Origin of the sequence: Cellulomonas sp. HZM (assembly GCF_000708885.1) — a bacterium.
Lineage (GTDB): Bacteria > Actinomycetota > Actinomycetes > Actinomycetales > Cellulomonadaceae > Cellulomonas.
Genome location: NZ_JEOE01000022.1, coordinates 1 through 19878, shown reverse-complemented (window position 1 = coordinate 19878; position 19878 = coordinate 1). Strand labels below are relative to the sequence as shown.

The 19878-nt window shown below is 76.2% G+C and carries 11 protein-coding genes; 4 read left to right on the top strand and 7 right to left on the bottom strand.

What is annotated here, in order from left to right; all coding sequences use genetic code 11:
* The first annotated feature begins 7 nt into the window (after positions 1 to 7).
* From AW16_RS0111995 to AW16_RS0111970, 4 genes are all read left to right on the top strand, one after another.
* Positions 8 to 571: a DUF4255 domain-containing protein gene (locus tag AW16_RS0111995; protein ID WP_029290682.1), complete on the top strand. Its 564-nt coding sequence runs from the start codon at positions 8 to 10 to the stop codon at positions 569 to 571.
* A complete protein-coding gene (locus AW16_RS0111990; RefSeq protein ID WP_156044156.1) occupies positions 568 to 2799 on the top strand; it encodes a carboxypeptidase regulatory-like domain-containing protein in 2232 nt (743 codons plus the stop codon). Before AW16_RS0111995 ends, AW16_RS0111990 begins: the two co-directional genes overlap by 4 nt.
* Entirely contained in the window at positions 2792 to 5320 is a 2529-nt protein-coding gene (locus AW16_RS0111985) for a carboxypeptidase-like regulatory domain-containing protein (RefSeq protein WP_029290678.1), read from the top strand. The genes AW16_RS0111990 and AW16_RS0111985 overlap by 8 nt, the downstream gene beginning before the upstream one ends.
* A 71-nt stretch (positions 5321 to 5391) precedes the next feature.
* The gene (locus tag AW16_RS0111970) at positions 5392 to 11517 is read left to right on the top strand and encodes a carboxypeptidase-like regulatory domain-containing protein (RefSeq protein WP_051681901.1); all 6126 of its coding nucleotides are present in this window, start codon (positions 5392 to 5394) and stop codon (positions 11515 to 11517) included.
* A 6-nt stretch (positions 11518 to 11523) separates the two neighbouring features.
* Here the strand turns inward: AW16_RS0111970 and AW16_RS0111965 are convergent, their stop codons facing one another.
* The 7 genes from AW16_RS0111965 to AW16_RS0111935 are packed head-to-tail and all read right to left on the bottom strand — an operon-like array spanning position 11524 to position 19686.
* Positions 11524 to 12024: a hypothetical protein gene (locus AW16_RS0111965; protein ID WP_029290674.1), complete on the bottom strand. Its 501-nt coding sequence runs from the start codon at positions 12022 to 12024 to the stop codon at positions 11524 to 11526.
* A complete protein-coding gene (locus AW16_RS0111960) occupies positions 12021 to 12575 on the bottom strand; it encodes a phage tail protein (protein ID WP_034648977.1) in 555 nt (184 codons plus the stop codon). Before AW16_RS0111960 ends, AW16_RS0111965 begins: the two co-directional genes overlap by 4 nt.
* Positions 12572 to 14509 carry a putative baseplate assembly protein gene (locus tag AW16_RS0111955; RefSeq protein WP_029290670.1) on the bottom strand — a complete coding sequence of 646 codons (1938 nt, stop codon included), beginning with the start codon at positions 14507 to 14509 and terminating at the stop codon, positions 12572 to 12574. Before AW16_RS0111955 ends, AW16_RS0111960 begins: the two co-directional genes overlap by 4 nt.
* On the bottom strand, positions 14509 to 14931 hold the full coding sequence (locus tag AW16_RS0111950; protein ID WP_029290721.1) for a GPW/gp25 family protein: 423 nt from the start codon (positions 14929 to 14931) through the stop codon (positions 14509 to 14511). The genes AW16_RS0111955 and AW16_RS0111950 overlap by 1 nt, the downstream gene beginning before the upstream one ends.
* Positions 14931 to 16664, bottom strand: coding sequence for a phage baseplate assembly protein V (locus AW16_RS17180; protein WP_156044155.1), 1734 nt, complete (start codon positions 16662 to 16664; stop codon positions 14931 to 14933). The genes AW16_RS0111950 and AW16_RS17180 overlap by 1 nt, the downstream gene beginning before the upstream one ends.
* Before the next feature lie 20 nt (positions 16665 to 16684).
* Positions 16685 to 17341 (bottom strand): LysM peptidoglycan-binding domain-containing protein, encoded by a 657-nt coding sequence (locus tag AW16_RS0111940; protein ID WP_029290668.1) that lies wholly within the window; start codon positions 17339 to 17341, stop codon positions 16685 to 16687.
* Entirely contained in the window at positions 17341 to 19686 is a 2346-nt protein-coding gene (locus tag AW16_RS0111935; RefSeq protein WP_029290666.1) for a hypothetical protein, read from the bottom strand. The genes AW16_RS0111940 and AW16_RS0111935 overlap by 1 nt, the downstream gene beginning before the upstream one ends.
* Positions 19687 to 19878: the final 192 nt, after the last annotated feature.

The window sequence follows — 19878 nt, the reverse complement described above, 5'->3', positions numbered from 1 at the left end:
GCACCACGTGCTGATCCCCACGATCGACGACGGTCTGGAACGCCTCCTGCGCGCCTCCTTGCCGCTCGCCGTCGACGAGGGCGACGTGTCGTTCGACGCCCCGTCGAGCACGTGGTCCGCGCAGGTCAACCGCCTCACCGTGAACCTGTTCCTGTACCGCGTGAGCCGCAGCCCGCAGCCGCCGCGCCCGGCACAGGTGCGCACCGCGGCCGACGGCACCACCGAGCGCCGGTTCCCGCTCCCGATGGTCGAGCTGAGCTACCTCGTCAGCGCGTGGGCGGGGTCGCCGCGGGACGAGCACGGCCTGCTCGGCGACGTCCTCACGCGCCTCATCGCGCACCAGGTGCTGCCCGCCGAGCACCTCGCGCGGCCGCCCGCGTCGCCCGTGCAGCTCGCGCTCGCGGCCGACGAGCTCAACCGTCCGCGTGAGCTGTGGTCGTCGCTCGGCGGCTCGCTCAAGGCGTCGTTCACGCTCACCGTGACGGTGGCCGCCGACGCGTACGACTGGCAGACCGCGCCGCCGGAGGTCACCGGCGTGGAGCCCGTCCTCGGCAGGCTGGGCCGCCCGTGAGGGTGAGCAGCACCGTCGAGCGGCTGGACGTGCCGCCCGGCGGCACCGGCGTCGTCCCGCTCGAGGTGGTGAACACCTCCGAGGTCATCGAGCAGCTGTCGGTGCGGGCGCTCGGCGTCCCGACCGCCACCGTGCGCGCCGAGCCGGAGGCGCTCGCGCTGTTCCCCGAGGCCGCGGGCGCGGTGACGCTCACGGTCGGGGTGCCCGAGCAGTTCCCCTCGGGCACGTACCCGGTGACGTTCGTCGTGGCCGGCCGGGCGCCGGGCGCGCGCGAGGCGTTCCACGACGTCGAGATCGTCGTCCCCGCGCGTCCCTCGGTGCGCCTCGACGCGACGCCCTCGCTCGTGCGCACGCGCGGGCGCGCGGGGTTCACCGTCCAGGTCCGCAACGAGGGCAACGTGCCGCTCGACGTCGCGCTGCGCGCCGCGGACGGCGACCGCACGGTCCGCACGACGCTCACCCCCTCGACGCTCACGGTCCCGGCGGGTGACGTCGCGACGACGACCGTGCTGGTCCGCGGCCCGCGCCAGCTGCTCGGCTCCGACCGGGACCGGCCCGTCACGGTGCTCGCCGAGGCGCCCGGGGCGAGCGACGGCGTGGACCTGGTGCTGCGCCAGCGCTCGACGTTCAGCCGCGGGCTGGTCACGGTGCTCGTGCTGCTCGCGATCGTCGTCGCGTGGGCGCTCGCGTTCCTGCTCGGCACGCGCCAGGTGCTGGGTGCGGACCCGTACACCAAGGTCGCCCCGGCGTCGTTCTTCGCGGCGCTCGAGACGAGCGACGCGACGGGGGAGCAGGGCACCGGGACCGACGCGGCCGGTGCCGCGCCCGCGGGTGCGCTCGCCAAGGACGGTCCGCTGCCGGCGGGCGTAGGCGCCACGATCTCCGGGACCGTGCGCGGGCGTGCCGACGGCGCGGGCGTCGGGCGCATCACCGTCGTCGCGCTGCGCGAGGGGCGCGACGGGCTCGTCACCGTGTCGTCGGCCGCGACGCAGTCGGACGGCACGTACACGATGTCGGGGCTGTTCCCGGGCCCGTACCTGCTGCGCGTGAAGGCCGACGGGTACGACACGGTCTGGCACCCCGCGGCGCGCACGCAGCAGGCGGCGCGCGAGGTCACCGCGGTCGCGCGCGAGGTCACGGGCGGTGCCGACCTCACGATCACCGGCCACGACGCGACGCTGTCCGGCAAGGTCGACGTCGGCGACGCCGACGGCGACGTGCCCGTGACCGTGACCGCACGGGCTGCGTGGAGCGGCGCGGACCCCGGCGAGTCGTGGGACACCACGGCCGACGCCGACGGCGGCTACACGTTCACCGACCTGCCCGCGCCCGGGACCTACGAGCTCACGTTCACCGCCGAGGGCTACCAGCCGACGACGTCCACCGAGCGCGTGCTCGGCGGCCAGCACCGCTTCGCGCTCGACGTGCGGCTCGGCGCGGGGACCGGCTCGATCGCGGGGACCGTGAGCGCGGGCGGCGCACCGCTCGGCGGCGTCTCCGTCACGACGACGTCCGGGGGCAAGAAGCTCGAGGTCGGCACGCCGACGGTCGGCTCGGTCGGACGCTTCGTGCTGCCCGGCCTGCCGACCCCCGGCACGTACGTGCTCACGTTCTCGAAGGACGGGTTCAGCCCGACGACGGTCGTCGTCGACCTCGCCGCGGGCGAGCAGCGCAGCGACCTCGCTGTGACGATGGCCGGCGGGGCGGGGACCGTCACGGGCCACGTGCGCGACGCGACGGGCAAGGGCATCGGGGGCGTGACCGTCTCGGTCGGCGGAGGCTCGGGCGGGACCGGCACGACGACCCTCACGGCCGGCGACGTCGGCGCGTTCACGCTCACCGGGCTCACCGGCGGTGCGTCGGTGACGCTGACGTTCGAGCGGGCCGGGTACGCGTCCGTGACGCTCCCCGTCGCGGTGCCCGCATCCGGCCCGGCGACGCCCGTCGACGTCACGATGTCGTCGGCGGTCGGGACCGTCACCGGGCGCGTGCGCGACGCCGACGGCGGGGTCGTCGGCGCGACCGTGACCGCGACCGGCCCGACGACGCGCGCGGTCACGACCACCCAGACAGGCGCGCACGGCGCGGGCACGTACGTGCTCGCCGACCTGCCCGCGGGCGAGTACACCCTCACGGTGCGGGTCGACGACGCGGTCGTCGCGACGTCCGTCGTGACCGTCTCCGGGGGCGGCAGCACGCGCCGCGACCTGCCCTACGGGGGTGGGTGACGTGCGGCTCGAGCTCGACCCGCGCCGGGTCGTCGTCCAGCCCGGCGTCCCGACGACGGTCGTCGCGGCGGTCACCAACACCTCGGACCTCATCGGCGGCTACGCGGTGCGCGTGCTGGGCGCCGACCCGTCCTGGGTGCGGGTCGACGAGCCCCAGCTGCGGCTGTTCCCCGAGGAGACGGGCGTCGTGCCCGTGGTGCTCACGCTCCCGCCGGGGCTGCCCGCGGGCGAGCGACGCGTCGCGGTCCAGGTGCGCGACCTCACGGACCCCGGCCTGGTCGCGGTCGAGGAGGTCGTGCTCGACGTCCCCGCCGCACCGCGCACCGCGGTCCGGCTCGACCCGCCCACGGTCACCGCGGGAGCGGTGGCGGAGTTCTCGGTCCTCGTGCACAACGAGGGCAACACCGTGCAGGTGGGCCGGCTCGTCGCACGCGACCCCGAGGCCGCGGTCGCGTTCACGTTCGAGCCGCCGCAGTACAGCGTCCCCCCCGGCCAGAGCACGGCGCTCGCGCTGCGCGCGCGGGCCCGTCGTCCGTTCGTCGGCGACCCGCGGCTGCGGCCGTTCGAGCTGCGGGTCGACGGCCCGACCGCGCCCCCGCCCGACGCGCCGCCCGCGGCCGCCGGTGTCTTCGTGCAGAAGCCCCGGTTCTCGCGCGGGGTGCTCGCGCTGCTCGGGCTGCTGCTCGCTCTGAGCACGTTCGCGGTGGTCATCACGATCGCGCTCGGCTCGGTCGTGGGGCGCTCCGCGGCGGACCGCGACCTCGCGCTGCAGGTCGCGCAGGCGCGCGACGTGCAGACGACGACGGGCACGTCCTCGCTCGCCGGGAGCGTCACGGACCTGTCGACGGGTGCGGGCGTCGGCGGCGTGTCCGTCGAGGCGTTCGCCGACGACCCCGCGAACCCGATCCTCACGACCGCGACCGCGAAGGACGGCAGCTACGCGCTCGACCGGCTGCCCGCGGGCACCTACACGCTGCGCGTGCGCGGCGCGGGGTTCGCCGAGACCTGGTACCCCGCGGCGCCCACGCAGGCCGACGCGCAGCAGGTGCAGGTGCAGACCGGCCAGGCCGCGACGGGCCTCAAGGTGCTCGTCGGCGGCGTGCCCGCGCGCCTGTCCGGCACGGTGAGCGGGACCGACGTCGCGGGTGCGAAGCTCACGGTGGAGCTGCCGCTCGACACCGGCCCGCTCGCGGGCACCCCCGCCGAGCCCGGCGAGGCCGCTCCCACCGCGACCTCCGGGGCGGTCGTGCGCTCGGTGCCGATCGGCGCCGAGGGGACGTTCGAGGTCGCGGACCTGCCCTCGCCGGGCGTGTACGACCTGGTGGTGACGAAGGACGGCTTCGCGTCGACCGTGCAGCGCGTCGACGTGGCGGCGGGCGAGGACCGCACGGGCGTGAAGATCTCGCTCACGCAGGGCGACGGGTCGATCGCGGGGACCGTCTCGGGCCTCGACGGGCCGCTCGCGGGGGCCACCGTCGTCGCGAGCAACGGCCAGGTGGTGGTCGAGACCGTGTCGCTCACGCAGGACGCGGTCGGGTCGTTCGTCGTGCGCGGGCTGCCGACGCCCGGCTCGTACACGGTCGTCGTGTCCGCCGACGGGTACGCGCCCACCACGCTCAACCTCACGCTCACCCAGGGCCAGGCGCTCACGGGCGTCGCGGTGGTGCTCGGACGCGACGAGGCGACGCTCGGGGGGCAGGTCAGCATCCCCGGCGGCGACCCGGGGGGCGTGAGCGTGACCGTGACCGACGGCTCGCTCACGCTGCAGACCGTGACCCAGTCCACCAAGCCCGCGGGCCGCTGGAAGCTCTCGGGCCTGCGCGTGCCGAGCACGTACACCGTGACGTTCGCGCGCGCCGACCTCGAGTCGCAGGTCGTGTCGGTGAGCGTCGACGCGTTCGGGAACGTCACCGCCGGCGCGACGTCGGCGACCGCGGTGGACGTCACGATGCGCGCCGCGAACGGGCGCATCGTCGGGACGGTGAAGCAGCCCGCGACGCAGGGCGCCGACGCCGAGCCCGTCGGGAACGTCAAGGTCACGGTCAGCTCGGGCGGGACGCAGCACGTCACCTACACCGCCTCCACGCCGTCCGACGAGGTGGGGACCTACGTCGTCGACGGCCTCGAACCGGGCACGTACACGGTCACGTTCTCGCGCCCCGGGACGCGCGCGACGTCGCAGATCGTCGTGCTCGCGGCCGCGCAGGAGAAGACGGTCTCGCCCACGCTCGTCGCGCCCGCGCGCGTCTACGGCACCGTGCGCTACCAGGGCGGCGGGACGGCCGACGGCGTCGCGGTGCTGCTCTACCGCGCGTCCGAGTACGGCACCGCGGCCGGTCCGGTCGCGACCACGATCACCGACGACGGCGGGACGTACGCGTTCGAGGGCGTCGACGCCCCCGAGAGCTACATCGTCGAGATCCGGGTCACCGCCGACGGCAGCGTCCTGGGGACCTCGTCGCCGCAGACCCTCAGCCCGAGCGACCAGCGACGCGTGGACGTGACGGTCCCGCCGTCCTGACGGCGGCCCTGAAGAGAGCACCGAAGACAGCACCGACGACGGCACCGACGACAGCACGACGAGGAGGAACGATGGCGAAGGCACCCCGTGGGGGCGGCGCGGCGACGTCCGCGCTCGTCGAGCCCGGCGCGCACGCGACGCCCGGCGACGCCGCCGTGCTGCGCGTGCACGCGCGCAACGTCACGTCCGCACCGCTCGACCTCGTCGTCTCGGTCGTCGGGCTCGAGGGCGCGTGGCTGCCCGTCCCGGTCGCGGTCCCCGGCGTCGCCCCCGACGCGACCGTGAGCGTCGAGCTCACGCTGCTGCCGCCCGTCGGCACGCAGCCCGGCGACTACCCGTTCGTCGTCGCGGTCGAGTCGGTGACCGCGGGCGAGAGGTCGACCACCCTCGTCGACGGCTCGGTGCGCGTCGACGGCGCGAGCGGGCTCGTGCTGGGCGTCGAGCCCGCCGACTCGCGTGCCGTGCGCTCGCGCCGCGTCCAGGTGGTGCTCGCCAACACCGGTGACCAGCCCGCACGCGTCCGGCTCGACGCACGCGCCGACGACCGGTCGGGCGCGTTCGTCCGCCTCGACCGCCGCGACCTCGTCGTCGAGCCGCACGCGAGCGTGCGCGTCGGCGCGCGTGCCGGCGTGCACCGCCCCCGCGTCTTCGGCTCGGTGCGCCGCGCCGGGTTCCACGTCACGGCGACGGGCGACCGCGCGCCGCAGCGGTTCGACGGGTCGTTCACGGCCCGCCCGCTCCTCGGCGGCTCGCTCCTGCGCGGCGTCGCGGTCGCGACGGTCGCGATCCTGTGGGTCGGGCTCGTGATCGCGGCCCTGCCGTGGCTCTCCGACCGCTTCTCGGGCTCGGGGCGCAGCGTGGACCAGCAGGCCGGTGTGGCGACCGCGCCGGCGACGAGCGGCTCAGGAACCGGCTCGGGCACCGGCTCAGGAACCGGCGACGGCTCGGGTACCGGCTCGGGTGACGGCTCTGGCTCGGGCGACGGGTCCGGGTCCGACGACGGCTCCGGGGCCGACGACGAGGGCGTGCGCGTCGCCGGGGTCGTGACGTCGAGCGACCCCTCGGGCGTCACCGTGCAGGTGGTGCCCGCGGGCGCGCTCACGGCCGCGGACTCGTCGGACGACGACTCCGCCGGATCGAGCGGATCGAGCAGCACGAGCACCGACGCGTCGGGCTCCTCGGGCACGGCCGGCGGGGGCGACGACGCCACGGTCGTCGCCGCGGTCGCGCACCGCGCGGACCGGGCTGTGCGGTCGACGGTCGCCGCCGCGCGCTCGCTCGTCGGGAGCGTCGTCGGTGCGGCGGCGTCGCTCGCGCGCTCCGCCACCGGCGGCCAGGCGAGGTCCGCCGACGGACCCGTCGGCAAGGTCTCGGCGCTCGCGCTGCCGGTCGAGCGCACCGACGTCGCCGACCAGCGCCTGACGACCACCACGGGCTCGGACGGCGCCTGGGCGTTCGCGGGGCTCTCGGCCACGGGCCGCTACCTCATCACCGTCGCGAAGCCCGGCTACGAGACGCAGCGGTTCTGGGTGACGGGTGCGCAGGCGGCCGCGTCGCCGCTCGAGCTCGCGCTCGTCCCCGGCCAGGGCCGCCTGAGCGGCACGGTCACCGGGCCGTCCGGACGCGCGGGCGGCGTGCTGGTGACGATCTCCGACGGCACGACGACGGTCACGACGCGCACCGCGACGACCGGCGACGTGGGCCGGTGGGAGGTCGACGGGCTGTCGACGCCCAGCACGTACCTGGTGAGCGCGAGCTCGACGGACCTGGGCGCGCAGGCCGCGCTCGTGACGCTGCCCGCCGCGGGGGAGCGCACCGTGGGCCTGCGGCTCGAGGCGGGCGTGACGACGCTGTCCGGGAGCGTGCGCGGGCGCGACTCGTTCGGCGGCCAGGGCGGCCTGGGAGGGGTCACCGTCACCGCGACCGCGGGGTCGGTCACCCGCACCGCGACGACCGTCACGGGCGACCACCGCGGAGCCTTCGTGCTCCCGGACCTGCCCGTCCCGGGCACGTACCGCGTGACGCTGTCGGCCCCCGGGTACGCGACGCAGACCCACCAGCTGCGGCTGACGTCGAAGGGGCGCGCGCCCGCGTCGTTCACCGTGTCGTCGCTCGGCGGGACGGTGAGCGGCACCGCGAAGGACGACTCCGGCAAGCCGGTCGCCGCGGCGGGGCTCACGCTCACCGGTCCGGGCGGCACGTTCAAGACGATGTCCGCGTCCGACGACCAGGGCACGTTCCGCTTCGACGGCATCCCGGCGGGTAGGTACACGCTCACGGCCGACTCGTTCGGCCACGAGCCCGCGTCGGCGCAGGTGACGGTCAAGGGTTCGGGTCACGCCGGTGCCCGGCTGGTGCTGCGCGCGCTCGAGGGGGACGGCCTGACGGCGACGTCGCAGATCCGGGGCCGCGCCACCGACGCGAGCACGGGCGCGCGGCTCACGTGCCCCAACCTGCTGCCGGGCGAGAAGTGCGAGCTGACGGTCACCACGACGACGCAGGTGCCCGGCCAGGCGCCGACGACGGTCACGGTCCGCTCCGATCCCGACCAGCCGTACGAGCTGCCGCGCGCGGGCGAGGGCGGCCTGTACCCGGGGCTGTACCGCCTGCAGCTGTCCGCCCCCGGCTACGAGCCGGGCACGGTGGACGTGACCGTCCCGATGGGCCAGGTGGTCGAGGCGGCGACCGTCGCGCTCTACCCGTCGCCCTCGATCGTCGGCTCGGTCGCCGCACGCGTCGGCGTCGTCCCGACCACCACGTGCGTCGTGGCCGTCGTGCACGGTGGCGCGGCACCCGACGCGGCGCACCCGTGCGGCAAGACCGACGGCCGCTGCACCGCTGCCGCTGGCGCGTGCTCGTTCATCGGGGTCAACGGCTCCTACGAGATCGACCGGCTCAGCTCGGGCGGCTACGACGTCTACGTCATGCCCGAGCAGGGCGGCGAGTACGTCGCACCCGACCCGGTGTCGGTGACGCTCACCCCGGGCGACCTGCGCCGCGTCGACTCGACGCTCGACCGGCTCGGCGTGCTGACCGTGAGCGTCTACTCGACGGACGGCACGGGTGCCCTCTTCCCGGCCGACGACGCATCGGTCGACCTCACCGCCGCGGGCGGCATCCACGTCACGGGGACCACGACCGACGGCGTCGTGCAGCTGCGCCGCCTGCCGCGCGCGTCGTACACGGTCGAGGCGTCGTCGGCCACCGGCTCGTCGAGCGGCAAGGTGACAGGGGTGCAGGTCGGGCTCAACCAGGAGGTGCAGACGCAGGTCGTGCTCACCAAGGGTGCGTCCGACGTGCAGGGCAAGGTCGTGACGCTACTCGGCGGCGACAGCGAGACGCCCGTCCAGGGGGCGAAGGTCACGGTGTCGGGAGTCACCGGCTACCGCGGCGTCTCGCCCGTGCAGTCCACGGGCGTCCCCGTCGCGACGACGCGACCCGACGGAACGTTCACGGTCTGCACCGCGGCCACGGGCTGCTCCACCGACCCGTCGGTCACGGCGCTCGCGCTCATCGAGCAGCGCATGGACCTGCGGATCACGGCCGACGGCTACGCCGACTACTCGGCCAACGGCGTCGACACCACCAACCTCGCGCCCGTCGCGCTGACCCCGCTGGGCCGCAGCTTCACGGGCACGGTCGAGCTGCAGGGGTCGAGCACGCCGGCCGACGAGTACGACGACATCACGTTCGACGTGCGCCAGGCGCCGCCGGGCGTCGGTCAGCTCTCGGTCCGGGCGACGAGCACGGGTGCGCTCGTCTGGAACGACTCGGCGCAGCCCGTCGACGGCGACGGCCGCCTGATCCGCCCCGGCCACTACGTGGTGGCGGCGAGCCTGGCCGGCTACCTCGGCGACACGGTGACGTTCGACGTCCGCCCCGGCGAGACGCCCGCAGCGGTGTCCCTGACGCTCAAGCGGTACGGCATGCTGCGCGTCGCGCTCCAGGCACCCGACGTCTCCACCGGCGTGCAGGGGCCGGTCTACCAGTCTGCGGTGATCCTGACGCGTGCCGGGATCGACGAGCGCCGCGAGGCGCTCCCGGGCAACGGCTACGTCGACTTCGGCGAGACGGCGCCGGGCACCTACCCGGTGCAGGTGCGCGCCGCGGGCTTCCAGACGTTCACGGGGGAGATCACGGTCTCGCCCGGGCAGACGGTCGCGGCGCCCGCGACCCTGACGCTCACGCGGCTCGCGACGATCTCGGGCGTCGTGCAGGCGCAGATCACGCCGACGCTCACGCAGGGTGTCGTCGGTGCGGCCGTGAGCGCGGCCAAGACCGGGACCGACCCGTTCACGACGACCACCGGCACGGGCGGCGCGTACTCGGTGACGGGCACGCTCGACCGGCAGGGGCTCACGTCGGGCCAGTGGAGCGTCACCGCGACGGCACCCGGCTACGAGGCTGCGCCGCTGGCCACGGTGAACGTCGCGCCCGGCGCCACGACGGTCACCGCCCCGACCATCCAGATGACGCCCGTGGCGGGCCGCCTGCGGGTGTTCGCGACGAGCGGCGGCGCGGGCGTCGACGGCCTGACGATGTCGCTGACGTACACGGACGCGACCAACGACATCGACCTCGAGCCGACGTGCGGCCCGTCGTCGAACCCGACGTCGACCTGCACGCCCCAGACCGGCCTGTACGTGTTCGACAACCTCGCCCCCCTGACGTACACGCTCAACATCTCGGGTGCGTCGTACTCGCCGCTGTCGACGCCGGTCGCGGTCGCCGCGGGCGAGACCCGCGCGCTCACGGTGCCCGTGACGGCGCCGTCGGGCTCGGTGCAGGGCGTCGTGCTCAAGCAGTCGGCCGGCGGCACGACCGCACCCGTCACCGGGACGACCGTCACGCTCGACCCCGACGCGGCCGGCGCACCGGACGCCACCGCGACCACGGACGGCGACGGGCGGTACCGCTTCGCGAGCGTCGCGGCGGGCGCCTACACGCTCAAGGTGAGCCAGGGCGGGCTCTCGGCGACACGGGCCGTCGTGCTGCAACCCGGCGACGGGCTCGTCGTCGACCTCACCCTCACCGAGCAGACGTACCCGCTCGCGGTCACGGTCCGCTCGTCGTCCGACCTGACGGGTGCGCTCGTGAGCCTGTCCGGGCCCGCCTCGCCCGCAGCGCAGCCCGTCGTGCGCTCCGGGGACGACTTCGTCACCTCGTTCACGCAGCTGCCCGCGGGCACGTGGACCGTGCGGCTGTCCGGCCCGTCCGGCCACCTGGGTGTGTGGGAGACCACCGTGACGCTGCCCGACGACGACGCCGTGAGCATCGACGCCGCCGAGACGCAGGTGCGCCTGCGTGCGACGACGAGCGTGAGCGGCACGCCCGACACGGTGACCGCGCACGTCGCTCCCGTCGGCGGCACGGCACGCGACGTGCTCGTCGCGGTCGGTGGCGGCGACTCGGTGGTGTGGATCCGCGACTCCGGCGCGACCGTGACGTTCACGGGCACGGGCGGGTGGCAGACGACCGTCACGCCGTCCGGTTCGCCGAACGTCGCGGCGGGCGCCGACCACCAGCTGGTCACCGCTGCGCTGTCCGCGCGCACGACGACGCTCACGGTGACCGACTCGCCGGGTGCCGTGCCGATCGGCGACTCGCTGACGGTCAAGGTGCTGGTCAAGGCCGGCTCCGACCCCGCGACGAGCGGCTCCGCGGTGCTCGAGCGCAGCACCGACGCGGGCACGACGTGGAGCCAGATCGCGACCGCGACGCTCAGCGGCACCGGGACCGCGACCCTCACCGCGTCCACCTCCGGGTGGGCGGCCGGCGGCCAGACGCTGCGCGTGTCCTACTCCGGGGACGGCCAGTGGGCCGCCGCCGGTCCCGTGGCCGTGACGGGCGTGAGCGCCGCGCTGCGCGGGACGACGACCACGCTCGACGCGAGCGACGTCCCGCTCGTCGCGACCGTCGCGAAGACCGCGACCGGGGGCGGCGCGCTCGCGGGCTCGGTGACGTTCCAGTACCGCCAGGGCACCACGTGGACGGACGTGTCCGGGTGTGTCGCGGTCGCGATCGCGAGCGCGAAGGCGTCCTGCACGCCGGGCACCGCGCTCGCGGCGAGCACGAGCGTGCGCGCGGTGTTCACCGGGACCTCGCCGTGGGCGGGCTCGACGTCGGCGGCGACGCAGACGCCCGCGGCGACCGGCGGCGGTGGCGGTGGTGGCGGTGGTGGTGGCGGGACGCCGTGACGGGCGTCAGGCGAGCCAGACGATCGCGAGCGTGACGGCGGCGGTCACGGCCGCCGTCACGACGATCACCCACCCGGTCGGCCAGTGCCGGCACGGGATCTGCTCGGGCGGCGCCTGCACCACGACGACGGGCGCGGGCGGCGGAGGCGCGACGACCACCGGGGGCGGCGGTGTCATGCTCGCGCCGCACCGCACGCACACCGCGGCGGTCGCGACGTTGAGCTCGGCGCACGCGGGGCACGCCAGGGGCGCGGCCGCGAAGGTCCCGCTCGTGCCCGGTGCGCGCCAGCGGGCGTCGTCGCCCTGCTCGTCGACGGCGGGACCGGCGGACGGCCGCGCCCAGAACAGCGGGTAGTCGCACGACGGGCAGAAGTCGCTCGCGAGCCGGCGGTCGGCGCGCACGCGCGTGACCGTGCCGCACTCGGGGCACGTGACGGCGAGGGTCGCGGCGTCGTCGGTGCCGCTCGTGCTGCTCGTGCCGGGGGTGCCGTGCTGGAGGTCCGTCATGACGCGAGCTCGCTCTCGTGCTCCTGTGCCTGCTGCGGCCACACGACTCGGCCCGCGACGCGGACCTCGGCGTGCACGTGCGCGGGGATCTCGTCGAGCACGAGCGCGACGAGGTCCGCCTCGGACAGCGGACCGGTCGACGCCGTCTCGACCACGACCCATGCGACGTCGTCGGGCGCCTCGCCCTCGGCGAACACGCCTCCGCTCTCGGAGACCCGCACGGGCCCGTCCGAGTACAGCTCGACGAGGCGTCGCAGGCCCGCGAGCGTGCCGCGCCACTGCAGCGTGGCCGACGCGGTCCGCAGGATCTGGCGCTGCGCGGCCTCGGGGTACGACGCGTCGATGCCCTCGAGCCCCAGCCAGCGGCCCATCTCGCGCACCATCGCGGGCGGCGTGAGGTCGGGGTCGGCCAGGTGGGGCAGGTTGTCGGCGTGCTGCAGCAGCGTCTCGGCCTGCGCCTGGAAGATCGAGACGAACCGCACGAAGAAGTCCTCCGCGAGCATCCCGTGCGGGAGCTGGCGCAGCAGCCAGTCGGGGGCGCGGCCGGTCATCGCACGACGACCCGGTGGTCCGCCGAGAGGAACAGCGCGTTGTCGGACAGCGCGATCTGCTCGCGCCCGCCGCCGATGCGCCGGCCGGTGCGCAGGTCGTACTCGAACAGCTGCAGCTCGTCGACCGCGAGCACGCCGTCGATGCCCTCGACCACCTGCGCGGCCGCGGTCGCGGTGAGCGGCGCGTCGAACGGCCAGCCGCCCCCGTCGGGGCCACCCGTGAGGGGGTGGATGAACCGCGTGAGCGCGTCGGAGATGCGCTGGCGGACCATCGCGGCGGGGCGGCCCGGGAGCGAGCGCACGAGCGCAGCGACGCTCACGCCCTGGTAGTACGGCGTGCCGACCTCGACCGCGACGCCCACGGTGCGCCGCTCGTCGAGCGCCCCCGCGACGGCGTCGAACAGCTCGGGGGACAGCGCGAAGTCGTCGATGCGGTGCGCGCGCGGGTCGGTGCGCAGCGCGGGGACGACGAGCACGCGCACGGTCGAGGAGCCGCTGCGGCTCGCGGGCAGGCACCGGGCGCGCGCGACCTCGACCGACGCCTGCCGGGTGATCGCCTCGAAGTCGGACGCCGTCACGGCACGCTGGCCCGTGCGCAGCGTGAGCGGGCCGCGCAGCTTCGCCTCGGCGACCGACTCGGCGTCGACGCCCCCGGTCGCGGCGCGCGCGTTGGTCACGGACGCGACGAACGGCACGCCGCTGCGCAGCGCGACGAGCGTGCGCGCGCCGACGTTGCCTCGCGCGCCGCCGCCCGTGCGGTAGGCCGTGACGCGCACCTCGGCGCCGTCGGCCGGCACCGCGCCGTGCTGGCGCACGATGCCGTCGGGGTGGCGGATGGCGGGGCCGAACCGCACCTCGCCGGTGGTCGAGTCCCACACCACGTGCCGGTCTCCCGGCCCGGAGGACGCGAAGTCCTCGACCTCCTGCCAGGCCTGCGCGCGACCGCGGTCGACGACGACGACCTCCTCGCCCTCGCGCCGCGCGGCGACGGGCGCCACGGACACCGCGAAGACCTGCCCCGGCGAGCCGGTCGAGTGCCCGAGCAGCTCCGCGGGCGTCGTCGTCGCGTGCTCCGCGGGGACCGTGACCCCGACGGCCTGCAGCGAGGCCGACGAGATCCGCGGCGACGCCTGGAAGGTCGGCTGCCCCGGCTGCGGGCGGGTCAGGCGCACCCGGACCCAGTGCGCGAGCTCCCCGCCGAGCACGAGCGGCTCGTGCCGCTGCGGGACCAGCAGCACCACCGAGCCGGACTTGTTGAGCCCGCCCGTGCCGTCGGACTCCACCTGGCACGCGACCCAGGCCTCGCCGTCCCACGCCTCCCACGCGAGCGGGGGGTTGCGCGGGTCGACGCCGATGCCCTCGGCGCGCGCGGCGAGCTCGAGCCGGACGGCGTACCCGGCGAGCGACGCGCGTGTCCCGAGGTGCAGCGCGTCCCCGGGAGTGACCGGGTCCGACGGGAAGCACAGCGCGGAGGCGCCGGGGACGGTGAGGTCCTCCCACACGTCGTGCAGCTGGCCCTGCGCGGTGCCGGCCAGCGCCGCGACCAGGTCGGGCGGCGACACCACGGCCTCGGCCGACGTGGAGAACACCACGGGCTCCTCGCCGACGGTCGCCACCTGCGTGCCCGCGGGCACGCGCACGGGCCGCTCGGCCGGGGCCGAGAGCCAGAACGTCAGGTCCGCGTGCGCGACGCTCGGGGGGAACGGCTCGATCCCGACGAGGTTGAGGAAGTGCACGAACATCCGGTCCGGCACCTGGTTCACGCGGAACAGCACCATCTCCGACATCCACGCGAACAGCTCGACGAGCGCGACGCCGGGGTCGGAGACGTTGTGGTTGGTCCACTCCGGCGTGAAGCGGGGGATGAGCCGCTTGGTCTCGTCGACGATGTCCTGGAAGGAGCGGTCGTCGAGGTGCGGCGGGTCGAGCGGCATCAGGCGTCCTCACGGGGGATGACGTAGAACGGGTACACGAGGTTGCGGCGGTCGTTGGTCGCGCGCACACGGTAGGTGATGGCGATGCGGACCAGGCCCGCGTCGTCGTCGTCCTGGACCGGCTGGACGTCCTCGACCACGATGCGCGGCTCCCACTGCGCGAGCGCGTCGCGCACCGCCTGGGAGACGAGGCCGATGAGGTTGGCGTTGACCGGCTCGAACAGCAGGTCCCAGATGCGGCACCCGAACTGGGGGCGCATGAGCCGTTCGCCGGGGGCGGTCAGCAGGACCACGCGGATCGAGTCCTCGAGGTCGCCGCCGGGCGCGGTGAGCGCGAGGGATCCGGTGTGGTCGACGCCGAGCGGCCACGCGAAACCGCGGCCGACGAAGTCGGGGGAGGAGGGGAGCGCAGTCTCGGACATCAGTTGATCTTCACCATCGCTCCCTTGACCTCGAGGATGCCGGACGCCTCGACGCTGCCCTTCGCATCGGCCTTCAGCGTGGCGGTCGTGCCCTTCGCCTGGAACCCCTTGACCGCGGTGATCGAGACGTCGCCCTGCGCCGAGATCGTCGTGGCCTGCTTGGTCGAGACGGCGAGCTCGCTCGCGTCGAGGGTGATCTTGCCGTTCCCGTCGAACGTGATCGACGCACCCCCGCTGCTGAGCCTGAGCGGGACGCCGTCCGGTGCGGACAGGGACACCTCGTCCTTGCCGACGCGCAGCTGTGCGCCGCTCGCGAGCTTGAGCAGGATGTGCTGCTCGCCCTCCGCCTCGCCCTCGCTGAGCTCGACGACGTGCCCGCTGCGCGTCGAGATGACGTGCGCGACGAGCTTGCCGTTGCCGTCGACCACCGCCCGGCTCGGCTTGGACCGCTGCCCGTACAGCCCGCCGAGCACCACCGGGCGGGACACGTCGTCGTTCTCGAACCCGACGAGCACCTCGTCGCCCACGTCGGGCAGGAAGACGTGCCCGCGCCCGTTGCCGGCGCCGGGCTGCAGGACCCGCGCCCACGCGGACTTCGCCTCGTCGGACGCGGTGCTGAGCGACACGCTCACGCGCCCGAGCGCGCCGGGGTCCTGGAGGTTGTCGACGACGCCCACCGCGAGCCCGGAGCGCCGGAAGCTGGGGGCGGGGTCCTGCGTCCAGGGGTCGGCCAGGCGCACGGGGTCGCGGTCGCCCGCGACGAACGACGTGCGCGAGCCGCTCGCGTCGACCACGTGCGTCACCTCGCGCACGTAGTACGCGCCGCTCGTCGGCCCGGCGTCGGCGATCGTGACGGTGCCGCCCACGGTCAGCGCGGGCGTGAACAGCGCGCGGCCGCGCGCGACCATCCGCCCGGTGCGCGCCGCGAGGCCCTGCGCGAGCAGCTTCGCCTCCTCCTGCGTCGACGCGCCGACGTGCGCCTCGGTGCGCACGAACTTCTTGCCGCTCGGCGTCGCCGGGGCGCGGCCCGAGCGCGCGTCGGGCGACGTCGCGGTGGCGGAGACCGCCTCCTGCGCCGCGGGGTCCCAGCCACGCACGTGGACCTCGGTGGGCGCGTCGCTCACCTGGCGCACGGACAGCGCGAGCAGGTCCCGCTGCGTGGTGAGCGTGACCGTGCCGGCGTCCGGCGCGTTCGCGGTCGCGGCCGCCCACACCAGCAGCGCGTCGCCCTCGACCACCCAGTCGCAGCCGTAGCGCGTCGCGATCTCGTCGACCAGCCCCAGCGGCGTGTCGTTGCGGAGCAGGAACGGCACGGTCGTCGCGGGCAGACCGCTCACGGTCGCACGCAGGCCGCACTCCTGGGCGAGCGTCGTGACGAGCGCGCTCAGCGTGGTCTCGTGGTACGTCGCGGCGCCCGACGAGCGCGTCATCTCGAGCGCCTTGTCGTCGACGGTCACGACGAGCCGCACGCCGTCGCGCGGCGCGAGCTCGGTCTCGACCGACGTCACCGTGCCTGCGTGCAGCACGTCCGACGAGCGGACCGCGGACGCGACCGACACGCGAGCCCCGACCGCGAGCGCCGAGTCCTGCGCGAGCTCGTACCCGGGGTCGGTGAACGTGAGCGTCGCGCGCCCGATGCTGCGCAGACCGTGGTGCACGCGCAGCTCGACGAGGCGGTCGAGCCACTTCTCCTGCAGCTCCTGGCCGGCCACGGTGATCCGCGGCCAGGTCATCGTGAGCTCGTTGCGCACCGTCACTGGTCGGACCTCGGCACGCTGATGAGGGAGCCCGGGCGGATCGAGAGCGGGTCGGAGATGCCGTTCGCGGCGGCGAGCGTGCGCCAGCGGGTCGCGTCGCCGTAGTACGTCGCGGCGATCCGGTCGAGCGTCTCGCCCGACTGCACGCGGTGCACACGGTGCGGACGAGGCGTGCCCGACGTGGGGTTCTGCCGTCCGAACGCCTGCGACTCCTCGTACTGGCGCAGCGTCAGCGCGGCGGTCGCACGCAGCGGCGTGCCGGTGCCGGAGAAGTACGTGAACGTCAGGTCGAGGTCGGTGACGACGGCCTTGAACGAGTGCAGGTCGCCCCAGTGGAACGTCACGTACGGGGGGCGCAGGTTGTGGCTCGCCTCGTCGGAACCCGGCAGCTTCGGGTCCACGTCCATGAGCGCGACGATCTTGCCCGTGTGCGCCGTGACGTCCGTGCCGTCGCTCGTCGTGTCGAAGAACAGGTCCACCTTGAGCACGCCCGACACCGCGCCCGTGTACCGCAGGCGCGGGACGCCGCGGCCTGGCATCGGCACGCCCGCCCACGAGTTCGAGCGCGTGAGCTGCAGCTCGGACGGGTTGAACAGGCAGGGCACCCGCTGGCCGCCCTCGATCTCGAGGAACGCCTTCTCGACGCCGGTCATCAGAACACCTCCGTGCCGCGGCGCCACGAGCGCCGCTCGGTCTCCTCCTGCAGGCGGCGCTCGACGAGCAGCAGCACGCGCTCGTCGAGCTCCTCGTCCTGCCACCTGCCGAACCACGCGAGCATGCGCTCCTCGACCGCGGCGACGATCGCCGCCTGCGCGGCTGCCCCGGGCTGCGCCTCGTCGGCGTGCACGGGCGCCGCGAGCGCGGGAGTGACGAAGGACATGGGGCCTCCCGGGCGTGCGGGCTGGGACGACGAGGGGCCGCTCGCTGCGGCGGCAGCCGCTGCCATCGCGGCGGCGGGCGTCATGGCACCCGCGGACGCGGGTACCGGTGGCGTCGCGGCGGGGCCGGGGGACGTGCCGGCCGTGACGGCGGAGCGAGCCGCGCCGATCGTCGGCGCGGACGCCGGACGCAGCCCCGCGGTGCGTGGCGGGACGACGCGCCACGACGACGGCATCGCGGGCGCCTGCGCCGCGCCGGCCGCGCTGACCGGTGTGGCCGGGACACCGGGAGCGGCTGACGACCATCCGGACGCCCCTGCTGTGCCGGGTGCCCCCGCCGGGCTGCCCGGCGAGGCATCCCGCGGTGCCGGGTGCGGCGAGACCGCGCCGGGGCGCGGTCGCCCGCGCTCGGGCGCGCCCGGCACCGTTCCCGCGAGCCACCGGCGGACCGTCGTCCCGTGCGCCGCGCCCGAGCCCCCGGCGCGCGTCGAGCCGTGGCCGCCGCCCTGCGCGCCGGCGCGCTCGCGCTGGCCGGCGACCGCACGGGCGCCGAGGTTCGCGGGCGAGGGAGCGGCCGACGCGCCGGACGCGGGGCGGATCGGCACCGACGACATGAGCGCGAGCGCCGACCCGGGGGCGCCGTGCGCGGCCGGCGCCGGGCGCTCCCAGCGAGCGGTGGCGGTCAGCGAGGGTGCCGACGGAGCGGGTGCGGCAGCGATTCCGGGCACCGTCACGGGGCCCTGCGTCGGGAGCTGAGGGGTGCGGCGGGCGCCGCCGGTGGGCCCGGAGGCCGTCGCCGTGAGCGGCCGGTCCCCGGCGGCCTGCGGCGACGCACCGAGGTGCGCGACCATCGCCGCGGAGGGCGCCGGGGTGCCGGCGTGTGCAGCCGCGCGGATCGTCGTGGACGTGGCGGGAGCCGTGGGCGAGGTCAGCCGCCGCGCCGTCGCACGCCGCACCGTCGCGTGCTCGATGCCCATCGCGCGGCGGGCGTCGTCCGACCACGCGGGGCGGTCGCCCGCGCGACGGTGGCCCGCACCCGGCAGGGCGTCCGCGCGCGACGACGAGAGCGTGAGCCGGCGCAGCGGCGGTGCGGCAGGTGTGCCGTCGCGCGTGAGCCGCGAGGCCGGAGCACCGGCGGGTGCGGTCGCGTTCGGGCTCGCGGCCGGGGATGCGGCGCGTACCGCGGCGGGTGGGCCGCTCGCGGCGGTGGTGCGGTCGGCGGCGTCCGGCACGAGCCGCGCGGGGCTCGTCGTCGCCCCGTCCGCAGCCGCGTTCGTCGTGGCCCCGTCCGTCGCCGTCGTCGGCGCTCCCGCGGGCGTGGTGGCACCCGGTGACGAGAGCCCCGACGACGCGACCGACGACGCGATCGACGACGACGGGGCAGGTGGCGACGACGCGGGCGGCGACGACGCAGGTGAGGCAGCGGCCGACGACTGGGCGGGCGCGCCCGGCCCCGGGGTCGTCGCGACCGCGTGCGGCACGGCCGGCGACGACGTGGCGGTCCCCGCCCGCGCGGCGGACGAGGACCGTGTCGCGGTGCTCGTCGCGAGCGGCGCGGTCGTCGACCCCTCGGGGGTCCGGAGCGCCGCGACGGCGGGTGCGGACGGCGCGACGAGCCGTCGCACGCGTGCGGTCGGGTCACCCGTGCTCGCGTGCGCCGCGGGGAGCGACCGCCCGAGGGCGCGCCGCACGGCCCCCGCGAGCCCACGCCCGCTGCTCGTGGGCAGCGCGGCGGGCTGGTCGGCGGCGGTCGTCGGCTCGGCACCACGCCCGACGAGCCCCTGCCCGACGAGCCCTGACCCGACGAGCCCCGACCCTGCGAGCCCCGACCCTGCGAGCCCGGACGCCGCAGGCCCGGTCCCGATCGAGGACCGCCCGGTCGGCACGGAGGCGGGCGCCGACACGGCGTCACGCGGAGCGTGCGCACCCGGCGCGACGGGCGACGAGACCTGCGGCTCGGGCGCGCCGGCGTGCGCGGCGGCGGCAGACGCCGTCCATCCGCCGCGCGCGTCCGTCCCGAGGTCGCGTGCGCCGGACGCGGTGCCCCCGTGCCCTACGACGCGGGCAGCCCCCGCCGCCCCGCCGCGACCGGCGGGTGCGGCCGCGACGGAGGCGGACACGGGGGTCTCCAAGCAAGAGGGGGGGGGGCGGGGGCGGCGCCCCGGGGGGGGGGGGGGGGGGGGCGGCGGGGGGGCGGGGGGGGGCCGGGGGGGGGCGGGCCCCGGGGGGCGGGCGGGCCCCGGGCGCGACCCGCGCCTGGGGCCCCTCGGCCGTGCCCGGGCCCGTGAGCACGGCCTGCCGCTCGTGCACGT

Bases quoted from the DNA above. Each gene is read 5' to 3' on its own strand.
- AW16_RS0111960 (WP_034648977.1), bottom strand. From the start codon at position 12,575: ATGACCGGCCGCGCCCCCGACTGGCTGCTGCGCCAGCTCCCGCACGGG.
- AW16_RS0111940 (WP_029290668.1), bottom strand. From the start codon at position 17,341: ATGACCGGCGTCGAGAAGGCGTTCCTCGAGATCGAGGGCGGCCAGCGG.
- AW16_RS0111955 (WP_029290670.1), bottom strand. From the start codon at position 14,509: ATGCCGCTCGACCCGCCGCACCTCGACGACCGCTCCTTCCAGGACATC.
- AW16_RS0111950 (WP_029290721.1), bottom strand. From the start codon at position 14,931: ATGTCCGAGACTGCGCTCCCCTCCTCCCCCGACTTCGTCGGCCGCGGT.
- AW16_RS17180 (WP_156044155.1), bottom strand. From the start codon at position 16,664: ATGACCTGGCCGCGGATCACCGTGGCCGGCCAGGAGCTGCAGGAGAAG.
- AW16_RS0111965 (WP_029290674.1), bottom strand. From the start codon at position 12,024: ATGACGGACCTCCAGCACGGCACCCCCGGCACGAGCAGCACGAGCGGC.
- AW16_RS0111970 (WP_051681901.1), top strand. From the start codon at position 5,392: ATGGCGAAGGCACCCCGTGGGGGCGGCGCGGCGACGTCCGCGCTCGTC.